The organism is Paenibacillus sp. FSL E2-0177 (assembly GCF_037992975.1).
In the GTDB taxonomy this organism is placed as follows: domain Bacteria; phylum Bacillota; class Bacilli; order Paenibacillales; family Paenibacillaceae; genus Paenibacillus_AQ; species Paenibacillus_AQ odorifer.
Genome location: NZ_CP150307.1, coordinates 3,187,697 through 3,208,513, shown reverse-complemented (window position 1 = coordinate 3,208,513; position 20,817 = coordinate 3,187,697). Strand labels below are relative to the sequence as shown.

The following is a 20,817-nucleotide window of genomic DNA, read 5'->3' as shown; positions in this document are numbered from 1 at the left end:
TTATTTTGCTGTCCCAAAATCCACAATCCGAAAGTCCGTCTTCACCTTAATATCTGCCTCATGAGCGTAGTAATTATCCCAACGTTCTCTTAATTGCTTCCAAAGTTTCGGATCATTCCATTCCAGCAACATGCCGAGCTGTAGAACATCCGCACCTGCTTGCTGGGATAAACGTATAGCTTCGGTCAGATTAGCAGTTACTTTATCGCTTAGTTTCTCTGTAATGATATTACTGATCTCCTCTAGATTTCTTTTCTTAGGATCCCTTAAATAAATCACACTAGCTTTTCCCTTTAATTTCACTGTAAAAACTGGACCCTTATCCGTTATTTTTACTTTTTTCGAAGATTTGGTGCTAACAAATACAACACTTGCTGCACTTTCTCCACCATCCCAGGTAACAGAATAAACCGACAGCTTAAGCTTGCCTGCGGCCCATGCCAATGCCCTCCCCTCTTTAAGCTTTAGTATTCCCTTCATTTTCTCATTCTGAAACAACATAGCTCCTTGAATGCCTGCCCAATATTGTGGTTTGCCTTCTTTTGTAGTTTCTTCTTTTTTGCCAAATGAAAGATTATTTATAGCAAATCCAACGCCCGAAGCCTCAGCGAATATGCAGTCCTTAATTGTAGTCGAAAACATGTATTTTTCTGTTCCAAAGCTCCTCAGTACATCAGAAGGCAATTGTTCATAGATAGGTGTTAATGTATTCATCTCTTTTGCACTGCCGGGACTAGCCATGACATAGGTTCCAAGGGGGAGACTTGGCTCTCTTCTAATCCATAATAGGAGTTCACCAATCCCTTGTTCTGCATAAGCTTTCCCTAAGACAATTATTTTCAATTGGGAAAGACTAAGTTGACGTGTCAGATCTTTCTGAACTAGTAACATGGCGTCTGCGATCGTATCTGCGGTCTTAGAAACTGTAGAATAACTATTCCCATCACCGCCACCACTTGAGGGCTGGCTTCCCGAGTTGAGACGATTGGGCAAAGGAGAGTTAATCGTAATTTCAACGGTGCCTGCTTCTTTGCCTACATCTATAAATAAGCCGTACACAAAGGTTAATTCGTCCAGTTCCACCTTTGAAGACCAACAGCCTGTTAAATTTAGGAGTAGAAGTATAACAACTCCTATCTTTAGAGTTCTCATTTTTGATTCTGTCTCCTTAGATTCCTGTTGCTATAAAGTTTGCTGCGTTTCTTCATATAGTTAGAGGGAAAGCGAGATAATGTGTCCTTCCAATCTTCTAACACCAAAGGGGCAACGGGTTGTAAATACGGTGAGCCTAACGGTCTAAGATTAGCTAAATGTCCGTAAATCAAAAAAGCTGTAATATATACCCCGAGCAATCCCATTGTTCCCCCCATAATCAATAAAGGGAAACGAAGTAAGCGAAAAGTCAGACCGAGCTCATAATGGGGAATAATGTAGGTGGCAATTCCGGTAATGGAAACAACAATAACCATTGGAGCGGATACAATTCCCGCTTGTACCGCAGCCTGACCGATGACTATACCCCCAATAATAGAAACGGTCTGGCCCACAGGCTTTGGTATTCGGGTTCCAGCTTCTCTAAGGGCTTCGAAGGTAAGCTCCATAATCAAAGCCTCAGTCAATGCTGAGAAAGGAATGTTCTCTCTGGCAGATGCTATCGTAATTAACAGGTTTGAGGGAATGATCTGAGGATGAAAGGTTGTAATCGCAACATAAAGCGATGGAAGAATCATCGATAGGATGGAGAACACAAATCGAACCATTCGAATCCAGCTTGCGGCATAGAAGCTTTGATAATAATCCTCAGAGGATTGTAGCATTGTAAAAAAAGAGGTAGGTGCAATCATTGCAGTGGGTGTGCCATCCTGTAATATTCCGATCCGGCCTTCCATTAAAGAAGCTGCCACCGAGTCGGGACGTTCTGTATATTGAAATACCGGAAATGGTGTCAAGTTCCCCTTCCGTAATTGTTCCGATATATAACTAATGCCCAATATGCCATCAATATCTATTTCATTTAGTTGCTTTTCAATTTCAGTAAGAACTTCTTTTTTATAAAGTCCTTCAATATATACAACATACACATCAGTTTTTGTATATTTACCAATCGTATAATGAATAGTCTTTAGATCCGGATGTTTAATTTTGTGTCGGAGCAGGGACAGATTTGTTTCAATATCTTCAATAAATGCTTCTTGTGGTCCAATCACCACAAGTTCATTTTGTGATTCCGTAACCGATCTTTTCTGATATTGCGTGATCTCAAAATAATAAACATAAGGAAGCTCTTCAAAATAAAGCACTACTTTTCCAGCGACAATCAAATCCACAGCCTTGTTTATGTCAAACTCCTTAAGATACGGGATGGGAAAAACAGCTCCTCGATCCAGTCGTTCTAAAAAATCCGGCCATTTGTGCTCTGAATTTGCTTCATTTTTTAGCGGCAATGCAATATCTTTATGAAGACTCAGGGAATTTACGATGAATGGGATATAGATCAAGTCACAGGAATGCCCATGAAGGCGAATGTTTTGAAAAACTGCATCACTAGATCCTTCCAGTTGTTCTTTTATTGTTTCAATAATTCCAGACATCTGCAGACTACCTCCAAAATTGTGACTTGTTAATCTGGCTTAGTTTGCCAACGTGATGGAAGGTTTATACTTAAAACAAACCAAATAGGCACAAATCCGGTATAGTACCGGACTCATGCCCATCAAAATATCGAATAAAATGACCTATCTAATCCTACAGAGTCAATTAAATAAGGAGCTCATACCCCTAGCTTTCAAATCACGGAAAAGTTGCACCAATATTAGTTCCGCTAGGTGTTCCAGTTCCGATTAGATCGCTACCCCCAGTTAATTTGAGGAAACTGCCCAGACTAAAAGAACCATCTGCATTTCGCACCACTGAAGGTGTAAGACTTACAAAATCAGCCGCACTGGCCACCAAACCCTTGGCATTGGTACTTGCATTACTTTTCCACCACACATTAGTACTTAGAATATCGGTTCCACTTGTTTTGTCACTCGATCCTCCAGCAAAAGACAAGTTGTTCGTAAATTGGTGAGTACCGGCATCAAAAGCAAAGTTACTCTGTCCGTTACTCCAAGAAGTATTATTTGTTAACTGAATGGAACCTGGATTACTATTGTAAGTGAATCCGTGTTTTTTATTTTGAAACGCTATGCTATTCAGCACAATGTGGTTTACTGCAATTTTTTCACCACCTAGTTTGAATCCATTCCCATCACTGTTTGCCGTTGAATTTCCATCTGAGGTCTGTCCGTTCTTATAGGAGATACTATTCTTGATCGTCACCACTCCGATGGGGCCTGTTTCTGATTTACTGTAAAGATCCCAGCCGTCATCTGTATTCCATGCAGCTATACATTTATCGAATACGTTACCAGGACCTATGGTCAGCTTAGCAGCAAAACCATCAGCGTCTTCCCCGTTATCCGGATCATAATTATCATGAGAATACACTCCAATGATCTGATTATAGCTCGGCCATTGACTCATGCTGGTCAGTGATGAAGCATAACGGCTGATTTGCAGTCCCGAATCCCGATTATGGTGGGTTTCAACATTCTCAATAATGTTATAGTTCCCGCCAATAAAGATCCCATTGTCTCCTGAGCCTCTTATCTCTAATCCTTTTACCTTCCAGTAGTTACCGTATATCTGCAAACCACGTTGAGCTGGGTCAAATGGCTGAGCGTAAAAATCCAATATAGGCTTCTCAGTCCCATATGCAGTGATGTTCTTTCGTAAGTTAGAGCTTCCGCTATTATCTTGTCCAACAATTATTGTTGAAGAATACGTGTAAACCCCTCCACGCATATAGATGGTTTCCCCGGGGGCTACCTTCGTAATCGCTGAGGCCAGTGTGGTTGGACTACCAATTGTTCCTGCGTTGCTGTCCAGACCATTTGGAGCTACATAAATAGAGCCTGCAACTGGTGTTGCTGTTGGTGTGACGGTTGGAGCTACTGTCGCAGTGGGGGTTGCGCTTGCTGTTGGAGTAGCCGTAGGAGCTACCGTTGGTGCAATTGTTGGAGCTATAGTAGGCGTTGGTGTCGGAGTGCCCGTGGTGATATCGGAGACATTGATATTGTCGAACTTCGCTGCTGTCTTATAAGCTACAAGTCCTATACCTCCTGCTGTCAAAATGTTATCGTGTGCATTTAGCTGTAAAACATCATTAACATACATTTTAAGCGAATCTCCACTAAGCTCTAGCCTAACTGTATAGGCAGTCCCTGTAGTTATAGGAAAATCAGTTTTACTAGCCAGTGTTGAACTTGAACCATTCACTTTTTTTCGTATTTCAAGCGTCCCACCATTACTGTTAGACAGAGATGCAGCATAATAGTTATTTCCGTCAACATAGCGCCCGCACACATAAGTTCGATTAGTCCCATTGAAATCATCAATCTTCACATCAGCTTGAACGCTGTAATCTGTCCACGTGTTGCTACCGGAGAACGAACGTCCTTCGTTTTGACTGGATTGGTAATACACATGATTGCCACCTTCTTCAACTACAGACCAAGTTCCTGTTGTACTCATCCAATTGTCGGCACTTCCATTCTCAAAATCATTACTGAAGATATTTGCTGCCTGAGCGGTAGGGTTACTCCATGCCAAATTACCTAGAACCAGCGAAGTTGTAAGCGCAACCATAATTCCGAATGAAAATCTTCCTTTTAGTTTCACGTGAACATCTTCCTCCTTGTTTTCTGATGTAAATAAAAAGCGAAGGCATTCCTCCAATCTTGTGTCATCTATAACTCCAGCCTAATCTCAACTATAATTAATATTTCGAAGTTGTACAGCTACTTTATGCCCATATTATTACATTTATTTAAATTAATATAAAAAACACCCTCGATCTTACTCGAGAGTGCCTTTATCTTTACCCTTAGCTTTGAATTAACGGTTTCAAAACCTTCAGTGAAGCCTGCAATTGCTCCGAACATTGTTCATACATTTTTTTAGCTTTTTCGTTATCTGTTGATAAACTGAACATCTCTAAATCAGCTTCACACTTTTTCAGCAAAGCATATAATTGAGGCTTATCCTGCGGCTGTGGGACTTTAAAGTTATCTGCATACAAATCGACAGTCAGCTCACCATAAGAATCAACTTGTCCAAGAAAAACATTCTCAACCGTAAAACCCATTTTCTCAAGGGCTCCATCCAGCCAGCTTCGCGTCAGGTTTAGGGTGTCTAATGGTTTGTCGAGCACTTTACCATCCATAATGACAACTTGCGACTCTTTCTCCGGGGCAACCTTTATACCCAATTGCTTAGGGGTTACCGGCTGATATTCACTCTTGAGTAAAACATTTATGGCTCCATCAGATTCCATAATCGCAAATTCCACTTCCGATATATTGAAAACGTCTTTTTTGCGTAATTCCTCCAGCAGTTCATCTGTGGTTAAACGTTCTTTTTTCATATGATCTTCGAGTATTTTTCCGTCCTTAATTAGTACGGTGGACTTGAAATCAATAAAGTCTCTTGCTTTTTTACTCTTCATCTGAAGGTATTCGATCCCTAAAGAACAAGCCACCCATACAATCAGTGCAATGAGCCCTAAATGCCATAACTTATCCGTATCCAAAGAAATGTAAGCGGCTAAGCTGCCGACGGTTATCCCCGTTATATACTCGAAGAACGAGAGCTGCGATACTTGTCTCTTTCCCAGTAATTTTGTTAAAAAGAAAAGTACAACCACAGCAAAGAGCGTTCGAACTACAACCTCTAACCACTCCGGCATTACAATTACCCTCCTTTTGAATCAAAACTTGTTTACTAACACTCATTATTTGTCAATAAAGGCGCATTCAATCCGGAATTTCACTACTTATTTATGGAAAATCATCTATTACTAGAAGTATGAATTTTTTTCCTGCATAACGCTAGAAGCATTTGAGGACAATAGCATTCGTCATGCTAATAATCCAACACAGAGGAGAGAAACTCAATGACAGTAGCCTCACAAGTTAAAACATGTTTATCTTCTTTAAAAGGTGCTCAAGCCAGTCTTGAACAATTTGCACTAGAAACACAAAACGAGAGTGCAAAAACCTTGTTCACGAACGCAGCCGAGCAAACACAACAAATCGTAACTCAAGTAGAGAACCGGGTAACCGAATTGGAGTCCGAAGAGCCTCAATATAAAGGATTTTAATTAAAATTAAAGGGGTCTTAGGCTAGAAAAACTAGCTTTAAGACCCCTTTTCATCATGTACAACATTCGAACGAATGCCACGCTTGCCCTTATTAGCAGGAATTAGTATCTGAACAGAAGTGCCAATTCCAACACGGCTAAAAATGGTTACGCCGTACTCAGATCCATATTGCAGTTTAATCCGCTGATCTACATTACGGACCCCATAACCTGTATTCGTGTGGCCCTTTGGATCAAAAATTTGATCAATACGTTCCTGTCTCATGCCGATTCCATCATCAATGATGCGGAATAGAATATCATTGCCCTCTTTACGCCCAACAATGCGTAAATGAATGTGATCACCACACCAGGCGTGCTTCAGCACGTTCTCGATAAAGGGTTGTAGAATCAGTTTTATAGTCTCATAAGGCCAGATTTCTGTATCAAAATCAAACATAACTTCCAGACGATCACCGTATTTAATTTTCTGAATTTCTAAATAAGCGTTTGCCTGCTCAATTTCAGTCGGGACCGGAATCATGGTTCGTCCTTCATTAAGCGTCAGGCGATAAAACTTCGCTAATTCCAGCACCATCTGCTGCAGCTTCTCATTTTGACCAAACTTGGCTAATTGAATAATAGATGACAACGTATTATATAGAAAATGAGGATTGATTTGTGATTGCAGAATTTCAAGCTCTGCTTCCTTCTTCTGGAGCTGCGTCAAATATACCTCTTTAATCAACATATCGATATTTTCGCCCATATCATTTAATGCGGTTGCAATCTGAGAGAATTCATCCTTGCCTCGATAGGAAATACGCTTGTGAAGATCACCTTCCCGATAGGCATTCAGCACGTACACGAACTTATTAATCCGAATTGAAAAATATCGGGATATAAATATGCCGACAAAACTAAAAACTACACAACAGATGAGACACATCAAAATAATAAACAGTCGTACCTTCACTGCATCCTGTTCAAGAATCGTAATTGGAACTAGCGCGTTTAATTGCCAAGCTTGGTTAGAAACTGTAACTGTTTCACTAATCGTCAGGTAATCCTTATTAAGTTCGGCTTCGTTGGAATAGTGCTCTGGTAGTTCTCCCGATTGGTACATCGTTCTTCCGAACTCGTTTTTTAAAATTAGAATACTTCCTTTTCCTATCTTCGTATAATTCACACTATTGAACAGATCTGGAATGCCTACATTAATCCGCAGGAAGCCAATCTCCTTAGGTACAAGAGGATCATATGTATCTATTAATCTACGTAGCAACGAGATACGATTATTTTCTACATCGCGCTCAATCTGCCACCATTTCATAGTCTCCGCATATTTCTCGGTTGGAAAATCATAATACCAGGATTTCCCTTCAATCCGGTTCATATGGTAAAGATGATAGAAGCTACTATTATCCAGATAGCCCTCTAGTGAATTCGAATAGATCTCAGGAATGGATTCATTCTTTAAAAATAGCGACATCCCAATCCTCATACCCGTTGATTGAATAGCTACGTCCAGCTTTGGAAGTACCTTCATAGACATCCGGTCATAATTCTCCCAGCCTTCTTCATAGCTTCGCAGATTCCGATAGAAATCATAATCACTATATAATTGCGTGGATATCCGGGTAACTTCCCCCATTTTATAATCAATATTATCGCGAATTTGCAACAACGTACCTTTAATATTCGAACTTGTATGCTCGCGTAATGAATCATTGTACATAGAGTGAGAGACAAAACCTATCACAGATACTGGGATAATAATGAAAAAAATATACGTCAGCATTAATTTATACCCTATCGGCACATACTTATGTTTACTTCTTGGTTGTTTCATGCAACATCATCCCCCATCACTTCTCCCGCTTACGATATTCCATAGGTGTCATACCATAGGCTTCTTTGAATTGTCTGCTGAAGTAAGGAAGATAACGGTAACCTACCTGGCTCGCGATTTCATAGATTTTACACTTCGGATCTTTCAAAAGCTTGCCGGCTTGTTCCATTCGCAGCTGAATGAGTACTTCGCTGAACGTTTTCCCAGTTTCCTCTTTAAATAGATATCCCAAATAGTTGGGTGAGAAAGAGAACTGCTGTGCAATATCCTTTAACGTAAAATTCTCGCTCATCTTATCCTTCATCATTTGCATAATTTCTCTAATCAGTTTATTGTTCACTGACTCTGTTTTACTGCGTAGATACTCGGATATTTCAAACGTTTTGAGTACAAGCCAAGAGCGTATATCACTGATCGTATCGAATTGAAGCAAAATATCTAAACTATGTAACTCCATACCTAAGATTTCAAATAAATCCTCACTAACCTCTTTCAACTGCTGATCCAGCTTCCATATAATATACATGGCTAGATTATGAATCGTGAATTTAGATCTTAAACTACTCACGGATTTAAACAGCTTATCGATCTCGTCATAAATAAGGACTAACTCATATTCTTTCATCGCTTTAAAAAGTGTATCCATACGGGCATCCAACGTACGGGCATCAATCATTCCAGGTTCGCTGCTAACCGTTTCATACATAATTAGTTTGCCCTTGCCGAGAAACATCTTTCCGTCAACGGCTTCCATAGCTTGCCGATAGGAGGTGTGGACCTGGTCCATAGCAAATGTAGGCTTCCCTACCCCTACGGTCATAGTGACAGGAAATTTTGTGCGAATTGACTCATAAATTTCTTCAATAAACTTCTCCATCTCCTGTTCGTTAATCAACAACGCGATTCGATAAGAAGATACCTTATAGCAATGTGGCATACCGTGCTTCTGAGCAATAGTATTCACTTCATACAGAAAGTCCTTGGACATTAGATGTTTAGTTAGATTATCCTGTTCTTGCAACCAGTTGAAATAATCCAGCTCCAAAACCGCCACACGTATAGGCCATTCCAGCTTATCCAGACCGTAGGACTTCATAAGCTTTAACATTCCAGCTTGAGTGTCCCCCTCCCATTCCCCTTCAAATAAGCGGATCAACAAATCATTCTTGGCCATAGGAATCATATGCTGATAAGCTTCTTCAACGTCACGCCGTTTACTTTCATCATCTAAATCCTGCTTTACTTTCTGTAGTGCAGCAATAAGTTCCTTGTCATCCATTGGCTTAAGGACATAGCTATATGCTTTTAGTGAAAGCGCCTGTTTCACATAGCTGAAATCCTGGTAACCGCTTACAAAAATCACACGTATATCGTTTTTTTTCTCTATGGCAATCCGAGCCAGCTCTAGACCCGACATATTCGGCATATTCACATCACTAACAATAATATCAATAACATGCTGTTCTAAAATATCGCATGCCGTAAACGCGTTATTCGCTGCCTCCACGACCTGCATACCCAGTTCATTCCAAGGAATGAATTGTCTCATGCCTTCAAGATCAAGCATCTCATCGTCTACTAATAATACGTTGTACATCAACACAATCCCCCTTTGAAATGTTTTAATCCAACCAGCTGAATTCTACTAACCAATCTTTTTCAGTATACCATTCATTCTCTTCCCTAACAGCTGATAAAACAATGAGTACAAGAAATGGGACGTAAAAACGAAGGCTTGCTAAATAGCAAACCTTCGTATTACAAATTATTATTTACCTAAAGCTTTCTTATTTTCTGTCCATACTTTTGTTACATAATCAAGGAATTTCTCATAGCCAACCTTGATAGAATCTTCATGTGCTTTATCAAGAATTGCTAATGCTTCTGCATCAGTCTTCGCATACATCGATTTTGCTCTTGCTGTTAACCAGATATCTCTGACACTTTGTCTGATAATCCCTTCTTCACTGTCTGGAGCCGGATCCCAATTCAGGAACTCCGTAAAGTCACCTTGCGAAGCCCAAGTTACTTCCATCTGCCAACGGTTACTAAAGTCAATCTTGTCAGCTGGAAGGGTTTGCAACATCATTTTCTTTGTATTATCCAAGAAAACAGTATTACCTACCCATACCAAGTCACCGGCTTTTCCGTTAATTTCGGACAGAGCTTCTGGCTCATTCAGATATTTATCTTTATTAAATTTAGGAGTAAGTCCATCTGCTTCAAATCCATCCCAATACCCTTCTGGTCCTGGAGGACCCCAGTTAAGAACCATAGAACCTTCTGGTCCTGTCATCCAGTCAAGCATAGCGAATACAGCCTCTGGATTTTTAGCGTTTTTAGTGATTGTAGCAACGTTCCAACCTAACTGATTATACGTTCCTGGAGTAATCTTACTTTGATCCAAACCAGCTTTGTAAATCGGTTTAATAAACATATATCCAGCTTCCGGATCCGTCTTCTTCATCTCTTCATCAGCAGTGGCGAGCAATTTCATTGGATCAAAAGTCGCAATAACAGCAAACTTGCCATTCATCGCTTTCTCTCTAATTTGATCTTCTGTTTGAGTATTCGCATCCTGCGTCATTAGCTTCTCACGCATTAATTTAGCAGCAAATACAACTGACTCACGGAATCCTTCATCCTTGTATATCGAACCCATTTTATCGCCATCAGGTACGGCGTATATTCTAGTATACGACAGATTACTCTCTTTAAAAGAGGAGAATAACTGGTCAATTCCGTTACCATCTCTCGCTAAACCCGTCTCGAACGGAATAACGTCAGGGAACTTTGCCTTAACAGCATTTAAATAAGCATACAAATCATCTGTCGTTTCTAGCTTAGGAGAACCAAGCTCTTTGTAAATCTTTTTATTAATAGCATAACCGGCGTTTCCGTTTGGTTGAGTTGTATAATAATTCGGCAGCTGATAGATCTTCCCATCAGGGGAACGAAGCAATTCCAAATGTCCAGCTGTTAAGTATTTCTTAAAGTTTGGATATTTATCAATATATTCATCCAAAGGAACTAGCATATCCGCTTGGCGAAGACGTTCTACGTCAGCACCTTTCTCGGTCCACACAATATCCGGCAGCTCGTTACCAACGATCATCGTTTGCAGCTTTTGAGCGTTATTACCACCAGAGCTAATTCCTGTGACATTGATCTTCAGATTATCTAAAATCCATTTAGAAGCAGCATCTTTGCCCCATTTCGGCATTTGATACCAGCCGTAATTTCCGTAGAATGAGACTTCAAGCGGTTCTTTCCCTAATTCATACAAATCAGCCGCAGGTGCTTCAGTTGCTGTGTTGACCGCTGTTCCTCCTTCTTTCTCTGGTTCAGCAGTTGCCGCCGGAGCGCTTGAATTGTTGCCACCACAACCCGCCACCAAAGTCGTTAATAGCAAGGTAGACATCATACTGAGAAGCATCTTTCTCTTAGTCTTCAATGTATTTTCCCCTTTCAATTTGTAATCTATGTTCAAAGCAATACGCTCTAAACCCATTCTCATTCTATCATCCTACTCTTTCAATGATCCGACCAAGACCCCTTTAACGAAGAATCTTTGTAGGAATGGATACACACATACAATCGGAATGGTTGCAACCATGATCGTAGCCATCGTTAATGACTTCGAGGTTATTTTCTTTGCCGAGTTAATATGAGCAATGGAGCTTGCATCTACATTAGACAGCTGTTCTGAAGCAATATTAGAGAACAATATCTGTCTTAAGATGGTCTGAATCGGCATTAACTCCTCTTTCGTAATGTAAATACTCGCTACGAACCACTCATTCCAGTGATTTACTGCTGTGAACAAAGATAATGTTGCTATAACTGGTCCCGACAAAGGAAGCACGATGCGGACAAAAGTCCCCCAATATCCGCAACCGTCAATCTTTGCTGACTCCTCTAAACCTTGTGGAAGACCTTGAAAGAAGGTCCGGAATATGATCATATTCCATACGCTGACCAGTGCAGGAATTATAAACACCCAAAATGAGTTGAAGAGACCTAAACTTCTGATAAGCATGTATGACGGAATGAGTCCCCCACCGAAATACATAGTAATGATACACATAATCATGTAGTATTTGCGACCCATCAGTTCACGCTTCGACATTCCATAAGCGAATATCGAAGTGGCCAGTATCGCTGTTACTGTACCGATTACTGTCCGCAATGTAGCAATGACGAATCCACCCATTAGACGAGAATCTTCAAAAACGATCTTATAATTCTCAAGCGTGAACTCACGGACCCAGAAAGTAACTCCACCTTTCGAAGTATCCATCCCCTCATTAAAGGAAATAACAAGTGAGTTCCAAAATGGATAAAAAGCGGAAAATGCCAGTAAGGTCAAAAATACATATATGAATCCTATAAATATTCGATCTCCTATATTAATACGTTTCATAGTTTGGTCCCCCTATATTGAGTAATTCATTACCACAAGCTGTTCCCTGCTCTTCTGGCAATGAAGTTGGCAAAGGTAAGTAATGTCACGCTGATCACGGCCTTGAACAATCCGATAGCAGTCGCATAGGAGTACCTGAAATTGTCTATACCGACACGTACAACATATACATCAACTGAATCTGACACTTCTCGTAGAGCTGGATTGGAAGCTAGGATCAAAATATCTTCGAATCCTGCATTCACCAGATTACCGATTGCCAAAATCATAAAGATGATTACAACTGGCATAATTGAAGGCAACGTTATCAAATATATCTGTTTAAACCGACTTGCACCATCCATCGAAGCCGCTTCGTATAAATGCGGGTCAATACCAGCAATGGCAGCTAAGTACACGATTGAAGCAAATCCAATTTCTTTCCATACATTGGTTGTAACTAAAATGCCCCAGAAATATTCTGTCATGGAAAGGAAGTTGATCGGTTCATCAATGAATTTCAATTTCTCAAGCAGCATATTTATACTGCCGTTATCTACGGATAACATCGAGGTAACCATTGAGCCGATAACTACCCAAGATAAGAAGTGTGGCAAGTAAGTAACGGTCTGAATCACCCGTTTAAAGAACATCTTACGGACTTCGTTCAGCATTAACGCCAAAATAATCGGTGCAGGAAATCCAAAACAAAACTTCAGTAAGCTGATAATGATTGTATTTTTCATAACCACTTCAAATTCAGGAGCATTAAAGAAGTAAATAAAGTGCTTTAAGCCAACCCAGTCACTGCTAATAAAGCTATTTCCTAACTTGTAATCCTGGAATGCAATTAGAATCCCGTACATGGGGATATAGGCAAAAATAAAAACTAGAACAAGTGCTGGTAATACCATAAGCTGTAGATCTATTTGCTTAAAAAAGCGTCTGATCCCGCTAGTTCGTTGCTTGTTGAGATTCGGTCCGGATCTCTTGTCTGGTGCGACGCTTGCGTTCGCCATAGGTGAATCCTCCTTGTGATGATTTTGAAGATATGTACAGATAATTGATGTCCTTTCTCCCTCCGCTATAGTTGCAACATTTATAAAATAATCATAAGGTTTAAGCGCTTTCAAAAATATATGACAAAACAACTATTATTGATACTTTGACACTCTCTTGCATTAGCTCGTCTCATATTCCTTAAGCTTGAATAAAAAAAGACACATACAGAGATAACATCTGTATGTGTCTTTGACTTTCTCCTTAATTAGCAAGAGTCCTCAGTATTTCTTCATTTATCTTTTCAGTAATTACTTTTTGGACCTTCCCATTATCCAGATAAACAATAGAAGGAACTGAATCTATCCCTAGCTTGGCAGCAAGTCCGGGTGACTTATATACATCTACCTTTGTGACCCTGACATCCGAATGGGATTGCTCAAATCCCTCAATTAGAGGCAATAACTCCCGACAGGAAGGATCTGTGGCATTCCATAAATAAACAACAGATGCTTTGCCTTGATTCAGAATTTGATGCTCATACACCTCACATTCAGATATATACTTCTCTGCACCATACCCTGCAATGGCACCATCGCCAACAGCGGTAGCAACTTGTTTAAGAAACTTATCGCACACATCTCCTGCTGCAAAGACCCCAGGTATATTCGTTTCCATTTTCTCATTAATAAGTACATATCCATTACGATTTAGATCTACTACCCCTGATAAAATTTCTGTGTTAGGGGTGTATCCAATAAATAAGAAACATGAATCGACCTTTACGTTTTGCAGTTCATTAGATTTTAAATTTTTCAGGACGACGGAATTCAAACGTTCCTCACCTTCGAAAGAACTTACCACCGTATTCCACATGAATTCCATTTTAGGGTTTTCTAGTGCCTGCGTTTTGGCAATTTCATTACAATCCATTTTCCCATGATCATGCATGACAGATACGATCACTTTATCTGCAAACTTAGTCAGAAACATCCCTTCCTCAATAGCTGCATCACCACTGCCAACGACCATAACTGTTTTTCCCGTATTTGCCGCAGCGTCACAGGTTGCACAAAAGGAAATTCCTTTATCATATAAGAACATATCTTCATTAGCTGCACCTGTAATTCTTGGTTTTCCTCCACTGGCTATGATAATGACTTTACATTCATATCGAACCCGAAAGGTTTCCACTACTTTAATCTCTTCCGCTGCCGAGACAGATTTGACATCTGTCATTTTGAAATCAACACCAAATTTTTTGGCTTGTTTATGAAATAATCCCATAAGATCTGTTCCGGTCGTTCCTTCAGGAAAACCAGGATAATTTTCTATTTCATTAGTATAAGTCGCAAGACCGCCTACCAGCGATTTTTCCAAAAGAAGTGTCTTCAATTTTGCTCGTCCACAATAGATCCCTGCTGTTAATCCAGCAGCCCCGCCACCGATAATGACGACATCATACTGTTCTGTCTTCTTTTCCATTTCAATTGACCCTCCTGTGTAGACTATGATTTCAATAAAATAGGCTGACTCTCGTCAGCACTATAAGCTCAGCCTATTTCACTTTTACATAAAGAATTTGGCTAATAATTTACTGCCTATAAATGCACCAACCAGCAGGAACAATCCAAAAATCCAGCCTGAAAGCGATAAAGAAGCTATAGCCGTAAATAATGCACCTATATTACATCCATTAGCCAGTCTAGCTCCGTACCCCATGAGCAACCCACCAAGTACAGCCGCCACTACCTGCTTTTTGGACTTAATTTTCTTAAGCTTGAACTCGGAAGCAAACAATGTCGCTGCTAATGCACCTAAGATAATCCCTACATTTCGAATAGACCCACCATCATTCAAAAATCCGGAAGATAATGTTTTTTGAGCTTTCTCCGTACTAAAGTAAGCCCAGTTATCTACATTTCCTCCTACCAGTCGATACGCCCAAGCTCCCCAGTCCGCGAAGGCGCTGGTTACTCCCCATCCTTTTGAGAAAACAGCCAGATGTGCTGTAGCGAACACAGCGAGAAGTACAGCTCCAGTTACATAAGTAAACGGTTCTTTGAGCAATTGCTTGTAAAAGCGGTTAGACGATATCTTCAACCAGAATTCGTTCACCGTTTCATTCACCGTCCTTTCCTACTTAGCGATCCTATTTTACCTTCTCAATAACAACTTCCCACTCGCCATCATCGACCTCTTCGATTTCCACATTATGTCCCTGTTTTCTCGCCCATTCTGGTACGTTTTTCATTGCGCAGCTATGATCAATAGCAACAACTAGAACGTCTCCAACATTTAGTTCAGTCATTTTCTTTTCTGTTCTCATTAACGGTACCGGACAAGCTTCTCCCAGGCAATCAAGTGTAAATTCAGCCATCTTAAAAACCACCTTTTATATTTTTTAAAATTCCTAATAGTGAAAATATTCACGTAATAACTTAAACTAATCTGCGCTTCCCATCTTTTTCTCTTGCCATTTAACTGCAGCGATGTACAACAGAAGAATGATCAGGAACTGAACAACTAGCGCTCCAAGCCAACCAAAGACGTCTGGTAAAAATACAGTGGGTGCATCCTTTATAACGTTAGCTCTCCACCAACCCATATCATGTGATCCCCAAAGTGAACCAATGACAAAAAACACAAGTGACAACATCTGCATCGTGAATCCTTCACCTACACGCATCAATGTACCCGAAGCGCAACCCCCTGCAATAACCATGCCAATTCCGAATAATACTGCGCCAATTATCAAAGCAAAACTGATTTGACCCACATTATCCATCCCAGGAATCGGTTTACCTTCCAGGAACGCTGGATACTTTATGGCTGTAAATCCGATCGTAGCGAGAGAAAATGCTATCAGTACAGCTCTTGTTACCGATGTGCTGCCTGTAATACATGGATCTCTAAGTGATGCAGTAAAGCAGAAACGTGATCTTTGCAAAATAACGCCAAACGAAATACCGAAAAGCAGGTAGACAACCATTTTATCGTGGGAATGGTCTAGGAAAAAACCAAACCCAATAATGAGAACTGTGACCAGCAACGCGATGGGCAACTGACTCTTTTTAGGTTTTCTAGGAGCTCTGGTTCGGGTTGATTTCGTTTCGGGACTTACGGTTTGCCCCATAGTCTAACACCTCCATCGTTTTATGTAATTGACTATGTGAAAATAGTAACATACTTATTTGCGCTGTGGTTATCTGCTTTCTTTATGCTGTATAAGTGTTACTAATGGCACAGATGGAGCGTAATCAAGTATGCTATAGTTTGCACTAACAGCGGGCAACAGGAGGAATAAGTATGAATATGGAAACGCTTAAATTATTTTTAGATATTGCTTCGTTAAAAAGTATATCTAAAGCCGCTCAGAAATCTCATATCACCCAATCCGCACTGAGTCAGCAGTTGAAATCCTGGGAGAATACCTTGGGTTCTGAGCTTTTTGTGAGAAGTAATAAAGGGGCCAGCCTAACAGAAGCAGGGATTATAGCAGAGAAGTATGCGGAGCAAATCTGTAAATTGTATGATGATATGGTCACAGAGATCAATCATTTACAGCCAACACAACATGAGCTGTCTATTTATGCGATTCCAGAAGTCTGTAATTATGCCCTGCCATGTACCTTATATGAGGTAAAAAAGCATTTTCCCAATTGCCATATCACTCTAAACGAAGGGGCATCGTCACTGGTAGAAGAACGTTTGCTTCTTGAAGAAGGTGATGTTGGCTTTATTTCCGGGCCTTCCCCGAAATCTGAATTAAGCTCCAATATGGTGTTTTCTGATCAAGTTATGCTAGTGGCAAGCAGTACGACCGTTTGTCCTGATAAAATCACACTGAATGAGCTCCCTAAATATCCGTTAATCTGGTCCTCACAGCTTCATTGTGTGCAAAGGGCTTTAAATAACATATCTGCGGGTGAGCTTAAATTAAACATACTGTTTAATCTGGACTCCCTTGAGGCGGTAAAGCTTGCTGCAATTAGAGGACATGGTGTTGCCTTTCTGCCTTATATGTCCATAAAAAAAGAGTTGTATAGTAAACAACTCAAGATTATTCATATTGATCAGTTCCAAGTAAATAACGATGTCTACATGGTAAAAAAACATAATCAGCGTTGTGACAATGATACGAAACAATTAATTCGTTATATAGAAAAGACATTGATTGATACATTGTGTTGAACTTATATCTCAATCGTAATCTCCCATACCCCATTAATAACTTCTTGGATGGTACATTTCAAATTTGAACCACGACAGTAATCCGTGATGGAAACTTTTGCGCAGCTATGATCAGTAACCAGCATCACCTGTTCGCCATTTTGAATGGCTTTTTGATGTTTTTTTAACATCATTACTGGTACTGGACAGATTTCTCCCAGACAATCAATTTCAATCATGAAGTTACCATACTGAATTGAATGGGTAGCACCCCCACGTTTGTTTCGATCTTTATCGAGCCAGCCTCACCAAGGATCCACTTTGTTTTTAAAGCAAATAAAGATGCCATTGTAGCATGTCCACAAAGATTGATCTCATGGGCTGGCGTAAAATACTTAAGCCTTAAATCAGCTACATCTGATGAGACTACAAAAACTGTTTCGTTAAAACCGACCTTATGAGCTATCGCTTGCATGTCACTTTCCCTCAAATGAGCCGCATCTAATACTACACCAGCTGGATTTCCTTTGTTGGAATAAGGAGAAAAAGCATCATAATGAAGTACTTTTATGTTGTTCATTGGTTAGTCTCCTTTCAATTTATTTCAATAAAGCTTGATAACTTCACGAAGTGAGAAACTCAGCAGTAAAAATTTCTATTTCTCTTAAAACTTCTTGGCGGTTAGATATCGCATTACATATATAAAAACGGTCTTTATTGTGCTCATGAAACTGTTTAATTACATTAGGCTGCTGATTTAAGAATTCTTTATGAAGAGCTTCACAATCAATTTCAAGATGAGTATCATGAAGTTCCTTGAGTTCAAATACAAGGACATCTTTTTTGTGCTGGATTATTTCACAGACCACATCTTTTGCGTATATACCGTGAGTTAATAAGATTCTTAATGCCGATAGGTCATTGGCTTTTTCCTGTGAAATCTTAATTAATTCTGCTTGTATCTGTTGGACTTGGTTCGTGTTCCAATGATCAATTAATTTTTCGAAAATCCAATACACCCATTCTTGATCATCGCTGTGTTGATTTAGTACATCTTTAACATATGGAATCATCGGATCCCCTATTTCAAGTAAAAAACCAGCTATTTCCCCCGCACCTGGCCAATTTAAATCTTGTATCCATTCAAGCAAACCCGGCAATATGCTTTTCACACGTGGATATCCTAAACGTATGACTGTTTCAGCCGCTCCATCCCAATAGTCTTTTGATATAGGTTGTACTAATAAATGCAAAGCTTCATCCTTTATATATTGTAGCTTATTAATTGCATCTTCCTTTTCCTCTTCGCGTGTGTGCCATGATAATTTTTTGATTAGACTAGATGCTTCTTCCACTAGATTCACCCTTTGAACTTGAATTTTCCACCACGCCGTTCTAGCTACAACACTGCTTTCTTCCGCTTCATTATCCAAATTATTAATAAGACGATAACCGATGTCCCCAATAAGAAATACATCCAAATCGTTTTTTTAACCAATTCATCATTGGGATAATGGCCTTTATTATAAGCTTTTACAAAGATATCCTCTTGGGTCTTAATAGCAATGTAATCTTTTGGATCCGTATTGATAATTGAGTAGTAGGGCGTACCTTTAGGATAAATATTCGAGAAATTTCCCCTGTACGTGCCTTCCTCATCGGAATATTTAGTTACATGCCCTATCTTCTTATCGATTTCTTCGGAGGGGATGAGTTCATCGTCTGATATTTCGTAGATGTCACCTGAATAAACAACAAACGAACCGGCCCAATCCGCGGAGACCGCATGTAATGGCAATAAAGCAATTATGGCTAGAATTACAATAATGAATTTCTTCATCTCAACCTCCTAGCTTTGGGATTCGATTGATTTATAGATTGTTTTGAAATATTTTCCATTATTTAATCCATCAATAAGCTCCACTAAACCTGACAAAGATTCCAAACCATCTATTAATTTCTGAATGGGCGATCACATCCGCGTTAAATCCGTCTGGATCAATATCGTTCAAAAGTATCGTTGTTGTGACCTCTGTAAAATCTGGTTCTACATAACAGGTTGAGGATTTATTATATAGACTACAATCAGCATCAGAAGCAAAAATGAAAGAAATGCGGTGATGATTATGAGTTTCTTTCTTTTTTTGATCATAGGGATTAACTCCTTACGGTTTAGATACAAAGTGATTTCCGATAAATGTATTTATGATCCTCATCCATATCCGATGATTTCATATACCCCACACTGCGCCAAAACCTTTCATTTGCATCATTAGTCGGGGTTAACTCGATATACTTTGCACCGTCTGCATAAACATGTTTTTCGACCATTGAATAGGCAAATTCACCATACCCTAAATTCCGATACGTAGGTTCAATATAATACTCCATTAAAAAACACTTTCCACCCTCATCAAAATAAGTAACATACATTAAAAATCCAAGCACAGTACTGTCCTTATGTATAAGAAACAAATTTAAAGGATTTATATCTCTTGTTCTTAGCTCTTCAATGATCTCTCTATACTCGTCTGAATAAAAGTAATCCAGGTCAAAATCATCGCCCATAGATACGTGGAGAGATAATTCATTAATGTAACTATTAAAAAGTCCCCAAAATATATCTACATCCGATTGATCTTTTGCTGCAAAAACCTCTAAATGGATCGTATTCATTTCAACCTCCTTAATCATAGTTTTTAATGAAAATCTTAAACGAGCTCTCAATTGCGTCAAAATCAGTCGAGCCAATAATTTGATCCATAACCTTGCCATCAGAGTTTATAAAAAACAACGCAGGAAAAGCTTGTTCACCAAATTGTTTATGGAGATCACCTGTTTCATCTAGGAGAACAGGATACTTTATGTTGTAATCCGCCACGTATTGTTTTACTTCAGAAAGATCATCTTGATAAAGCAAATTGATTCCGTATATGTTCACTCTATTTTTATATTTCTCATACAATGAGACAATCTTAGGAGCGTCGTCATTACAATATGGACACCATGAGGTGAAAAATACGAATACAGTGGGTTTCTCCGTGAAGTCCACTTGTATTTTGTTTCCATTCGCCAACTCTTTTAGTTCAATGTTCTCAGGACTCTTAATGGGTTTAGAAGTGTTGTTTACTACGACAAGTATAATCGAGCTTAATGCAATCAAAAATATAAATGTACTTACAATAATAGATATCTTCTTCAAAAATAATC

21 protein-coding genes are annotated in these 20,817 nt (G+C 39.5%); 2 read left to right on the top strand and 19 right to left on the bottom strand.

Translation table 11 applies throughout. The features are described 5' to 3' along the window. From MHI25_RS14445 to MHI25_RS14430, 4 genes are all read right to left on the bottom strand, one after another. The gene (locus MHI25_RS14445; protein ID WP_076301985.1) at positions 1–1,152 is read right to left on the bottom strand and encodes a Ger(x)C family spore germination protein; all 1,152 of its coding nucleotides are present in this window, start codon (positions 1,150–1,152) and stop codon (positions 1–3) included. Continuing rightward, positions 1,149–2,591 carry a spore germination protein gene (locus MHI25_RS14440; protein WP_340012544.1) on the bottom strand — a complete coding sequence of 481 codons (1,443 nt, stop codon included), beginning with the start codon at positions 2,589–2,591 and terminating at the stop codon, positions 1,149–1,151. Before MHI25_RS14440 ends, MHI25_RS14445 begins: the two co-directional genes overlap by 4 nt. Positions 2,592–2,790: 199 nt before the next feature. Beyond that, the gene (locus tag MHI25_RS14435; protein WP_340012735.1) at positions 2,791–4,068 is read right to left on the bottom strand and encodes a right-handed parallel beta-helix repeat-containing protein; all 1,278 of its coding nucleotides are present in this window, start codon (positions 4,066–4,068) and stop codon (positions 2,791–2,793) included. Positions 4,069–4,927: 859 nt separating this feature from the next. Further along, entirely contained in the window at positions 4,928–5,788 is an 861-nt protein-coding gene (locus tag MHI25_RS14430; protein WP_076129318.1) for a DUF421 domain-containing protein, read from the bottom strand. Between the two features lie 207 nt (positions 5,789–5,995). On the opposite strand from MHI25_RS14430, the gene MHI25_RS14425 reads away from it, so the two are divergent. Then, positions 5,996–6,202: a DUF1657 domain-containing protein gene (locus MHI25_RS14425; protein ID WP_036678243.1), complete on the top strand. Its 207-nt coding sequence runs from the start codon at positions 5,996–5,998 to the stop codon at positions 6,200–6,202. Between the two features lie 37 nt (positions 6,203–6,239). On the opposite strand, the gene MHI25_RS14420 is transcribed toward MHI25_RS14425, so the two are convergent. The 9 genes from MHI25_RS14420 to MHI25_RS14380 all read right to left on the bottom strand — a co-directional run bounded on the left by MHI25_RS14420 (position 6,240) and on the right by MHI25_RS14380 (position 16,570). Continuing rightward, a complete protein-coding gene (locus MHI25_RS14420) occupies positions 6,240–8,033 on the bottom strand; it encodes a sensor histidine kinase (protein WP_076185958.1) in 1,794 nt (597 codons plus the stop codon). Positions 8,034–8,049: 16 nt separating this feature from the next. After that, positions 8,050–9,630, bottom strand: a complete 1,581-nt coding sequence (locus MHI25_RS14415) for a response regulator (RefSeq protein ID WP_076185961.1) — start codon at positions 9,628–9,630, stop codon at positions 8,050–8,052. A gap of 171 nt (positions 9,631–9,801) precedes the next feature. After that, positions 9,802–11,487 carry an extracellular solute-binding protein gene (locus tag MHI25_RS14410; RefSeq protein WP_340395566.1) on the bottom strand — a complete coding sequence of 562 codons (1,686 nt, stop codon included), beginning with the start codon at positions 11,485–11,487 and terminating at the stop codon, positions 9,802–9,804. A 72-nt stretch (positions 11,488–11,559) separates the two neighbouring features. Continuing rightward, the gene (locus MHI25_RS14405) at positions 11,560–12,456 is read right to left on the bottom strand and encodes a carbohydrate ABC transporter permease (RefSeq protein ID WP_036678249.1); all 897 of its coding nucleotides are present in this window, start codon (positions 12,454–12,456) and stop codon (positions 11,560–11,562) included. Between the two features lie 29 nt (positions 12,457–12,485). Beyond that, positions 12,486–13,454, bottom strand: coding sequence for an ABC transporter permease subunit (locus tag MHI25_RS14400; protein WP_076129315.1), 969 nt, complete (start codon positions 13,452–13,454; stop codon positions 12,486–12,488). A 244-nt stretch (positions 13,455–13,698) separates the two neighbouring features. Next, positions 13,699–14,919, bottom strand: a complete 1,221-nt coding sequence (locus MHI25_RS14395; protein ID WP_076185964.1) for an FAD-dependent oxidoreductase — start codon at positions 14,917–14,919, stop codon at positions 13,699–13,701. Positions 14,920–15,003: 84 nt separating this feature from the next. Continuing rightward, positions 15,004–15,564 carry a YeeE/YedE thiosulfate transporter family protein gene (locus MHI25_RS14390; RefSeq protein WP_232061338.1) on the bottom strand — a complete coding sequence of 187 codons (561 nt, stop codon included), beginning with the start codon at positions 15,562–15,564 and terminating at the stop codon, positions 15,004–15,006. Positions 15,565–15,586: 22 nt separating this feature from the next. Continuing rightward, a complete protein-coding gene (locus MHI25_RS14385) occupies positions 15,587–15,814 on the bottom strand; it encodes a sulfurtransferase TusA family protein (protein WP_076129313.1) in 228 nt (75 codons plus the stop codon). A gap of 66 nt (positions 15,815–15,880) precedes the next feature. Next, a complete protein-coding gene (locus MHI25_RS14380; protein ID WP_076135115.1) occupies positions 15,881–16,570 on the bottom strand; it encodes a YeeE/YedE thiosulfate transporter family protein in 690 nt (229 codons plus the stop codon). Between the two features lie 173 nt (positions 16,571–16,743). Here MHI25_RS14380 and MHI25_RS14375 point away from each other — a divergent pair, with 173 nt between their 5' ends. Continuing rightward, positions 16,744–17,628 carry a LysR family transcriptional regulator gene (locus MHI25_RS14375; RefSeq protein ID WP_076135116.1) on the top strand — a complete coding sequence of 295 codons (885 nt, stop codon included), beginning with the start codon at positions 16,744–16,746 and terminating at the stop codon, positions 17,626–17,628. A gap of 2 nt (positions 17,629–17,630) precedes the next feature. On the opposite strand, the gene MHI25_RS14370 is transcribed toward MHI25_RS14375, so the two are convergent. The 6 genes from MHI25_RS14370 to MHI25_RS14345 all read right to left on the bottom strand — a co-directional run bounded on the left by MHI25_RS14370 (position 17,631) and on the right by MHI25_RS14345 (position 20,809). Then, positions 17,631–17,846 (bottom strand): sulfurtransferase TusA family protein, encoded by a 216-nt coding sequence (locus MHI25_RS14370; protein ID WP_076129310.1) that lies wholly within the window; start codon positions 17,844–17,846, stop codon positions 17,631–17,633. Further along, a complete protein-coding gene (locus MHI25_RS14365) occupies positions 17,843–18,187 on the bottom strand; it encodes a PhzF family phenazine biosynthesis isomerase (protein ID WP_340395565.1) in 345 nt (114 codons plus the stop codon). The genes MHI25_RS14370 and MHI25_RS14365 overlap by 4 nt, the downstream gene beginning before the upstream one ends. A gap of 43 nt (positions 18,188–18,230) precedes the next feature. Next, the gene (locus MHI25_RS14360; protein ID WP_340395564.1) at positions 18,231–19,040 is read right to left on the bottom strand and encodes a DUF5071 domain-containing protein; all 810 of its coding nucleotides are present in this window, start codon (positions 19,038–19,040) and stop codon (positions 18,231–18,233) included. Beyond that, positions 19,007–19,447, bottom strand: coding sequence for a hypothetical protein (locus MHI25_RS14355; RefSeq protein ID WP_175618980.1), 441 nt, complete (start codon positions 19,445–19,447; stop codon positions 19,007–19,009). The genes MHI25_RS14360 and MHI25_RS14355 overlap by 34 nt, the downstream gene beginning before the upstream one ends. A 332-nt stretch (positions 19,448–19,779) precedes the next feature. Beyond that, positions 19,780–20,283 carry a GNAT family N-acetyltransferase gene (locus MHI25_RS14350; RefSeq protein ID WP_339173991.1) on the bottom strand — a complete coding sequence of 168 codons (504 nt, stop codon included), beginning with the start codon at positions 20,281–20,283 and terminating at the stop codon, positions 19,780–19,782. 10 nt (positions 20,284–20,293) lie between these two features. Next, positions 20,294–20,809, bottom strand: coding sequence for a TlpA disulfide reductase family protein (locus MHI25_RS14345; RefSeq protein WP_076185973.1), 516 nt, complete (start codon positions 20,807–20,809; stop codon positions 20,294–20,296). Positions 20,810–20,817 lie beyond the last annotated feature (8 nt).

Bases quoted from the DNA above. Each gene is read 5' to 3' on its own strand.
- MHI25_RS14400 (WP_076129315.1), bottom strand. From the start codon at position 13,454: ATGGCGAACGCAAGCGTCGCACCAGACAAGAGATCCGGACCGAATCTC.
- MHI25_RS14430 (WP_076129318.1), bottom strand. From the start codon at position 5,788: ATGCCGGAGTGGTTAGAGGTTGTAGTTCGAACGCTCTTTGCTGTGGTT.
- MHI25_RS14350 (WP_339173991.1), bottom strand. From the start codon at position 20,283: ATGAATACGATCCATTTAGAGGTTTTTGCAGCAAAAGATCAATCGGAT.
- MHI25_RS14445 (WP_076301985.1), bottom strand. From the start codon at position 1,152: ATGAGAACTCTAAAGATAGGAGTTGTTATACTTCTACTCCTAAATTTA.
- MHI25_RS14380 (WP_076135115.1), bottom strand. From the start codon at position 16,570: ATGGGGCAAACCGTAAGTCCCGAAACGAAATCAACCCGAACCAGAGCT.
- MHI25_RS14375 (WP_076135116.1), top strand. From the start codon at position 16,744: ATGAATATGGAAACGCTTAAATTATTTTTAGATATTGCTTCGTTAAAA.
- MHI25_RS14395 (WP_076185964.1), bottom strand. From the start codon at position 14,919: ATGGAAAAGAAGACAGAACAGTATGATGTCGTCATTATCGGTGGCGGG.
- MHI25_RS14405 (WP_036678249.1), bottom strand. From the start codon at position 12,456: ATGAAACGTATTAATATAGGAGATCGAATATTTATAGGATTCATATAT.
- MHI25_RS14365 (WP_340395565.1), bottom strand. From the start codon at position 18,187: ATGAACAACATAAAAGTACTTCATTATGATGCTTTTTCTCCTTATTCC.
- MHI25_RS14415 (WP_076185961.1), bottom strand. From the start codon at position 9,630: ATGTACAACGTATTATTAGTAGACGATGAGATGCTTGATCTTGAAGGC.
- MHI25_RS14385 (WP_076129313.1), bottom strand. From the start codon at position 15,814: ATGGCTGAATTTACACTTGATTGCCTGGGAGAAGCTTGTCCGGTACCG.
- MHI25_RS14420 (WP_076185958.1), bottom strand. From the start codon at position 8,033: ATGAAACAACCAAGAAGTAAACATAAGTATGTGCCGATAGGGTATAAA.
- MHI25_RS14440 (WP_340012544.1), bottom strand. From the start codon at position 2,591: ATGTCTGGAATTATTGAAACAATAAAAGAACAACTGGAAGGATCTAGT.
- MHI25_RS14370 (WP_076129310.1), bottom strand. From the start codon at position 17,846: ATGATTGAAATTGATTGTCTGGGAGAAATCTGTCCAGTACCAGTAATG.
- MHI25_RS14425 (WP_036678243.1), top strand. From the start codon at position 5,996: ATGACAGTAGCCTCACAAGTTAAAACATGTTTATCTTCTTTAAAAGGT.
- MHI25_RS14355 (WP_175618980.1), bottom strand. From the start codon at position 19,447: ATGAAGAAATTCATTATTGTAATTCTAGCCATAATTGCTTTATTGCCA.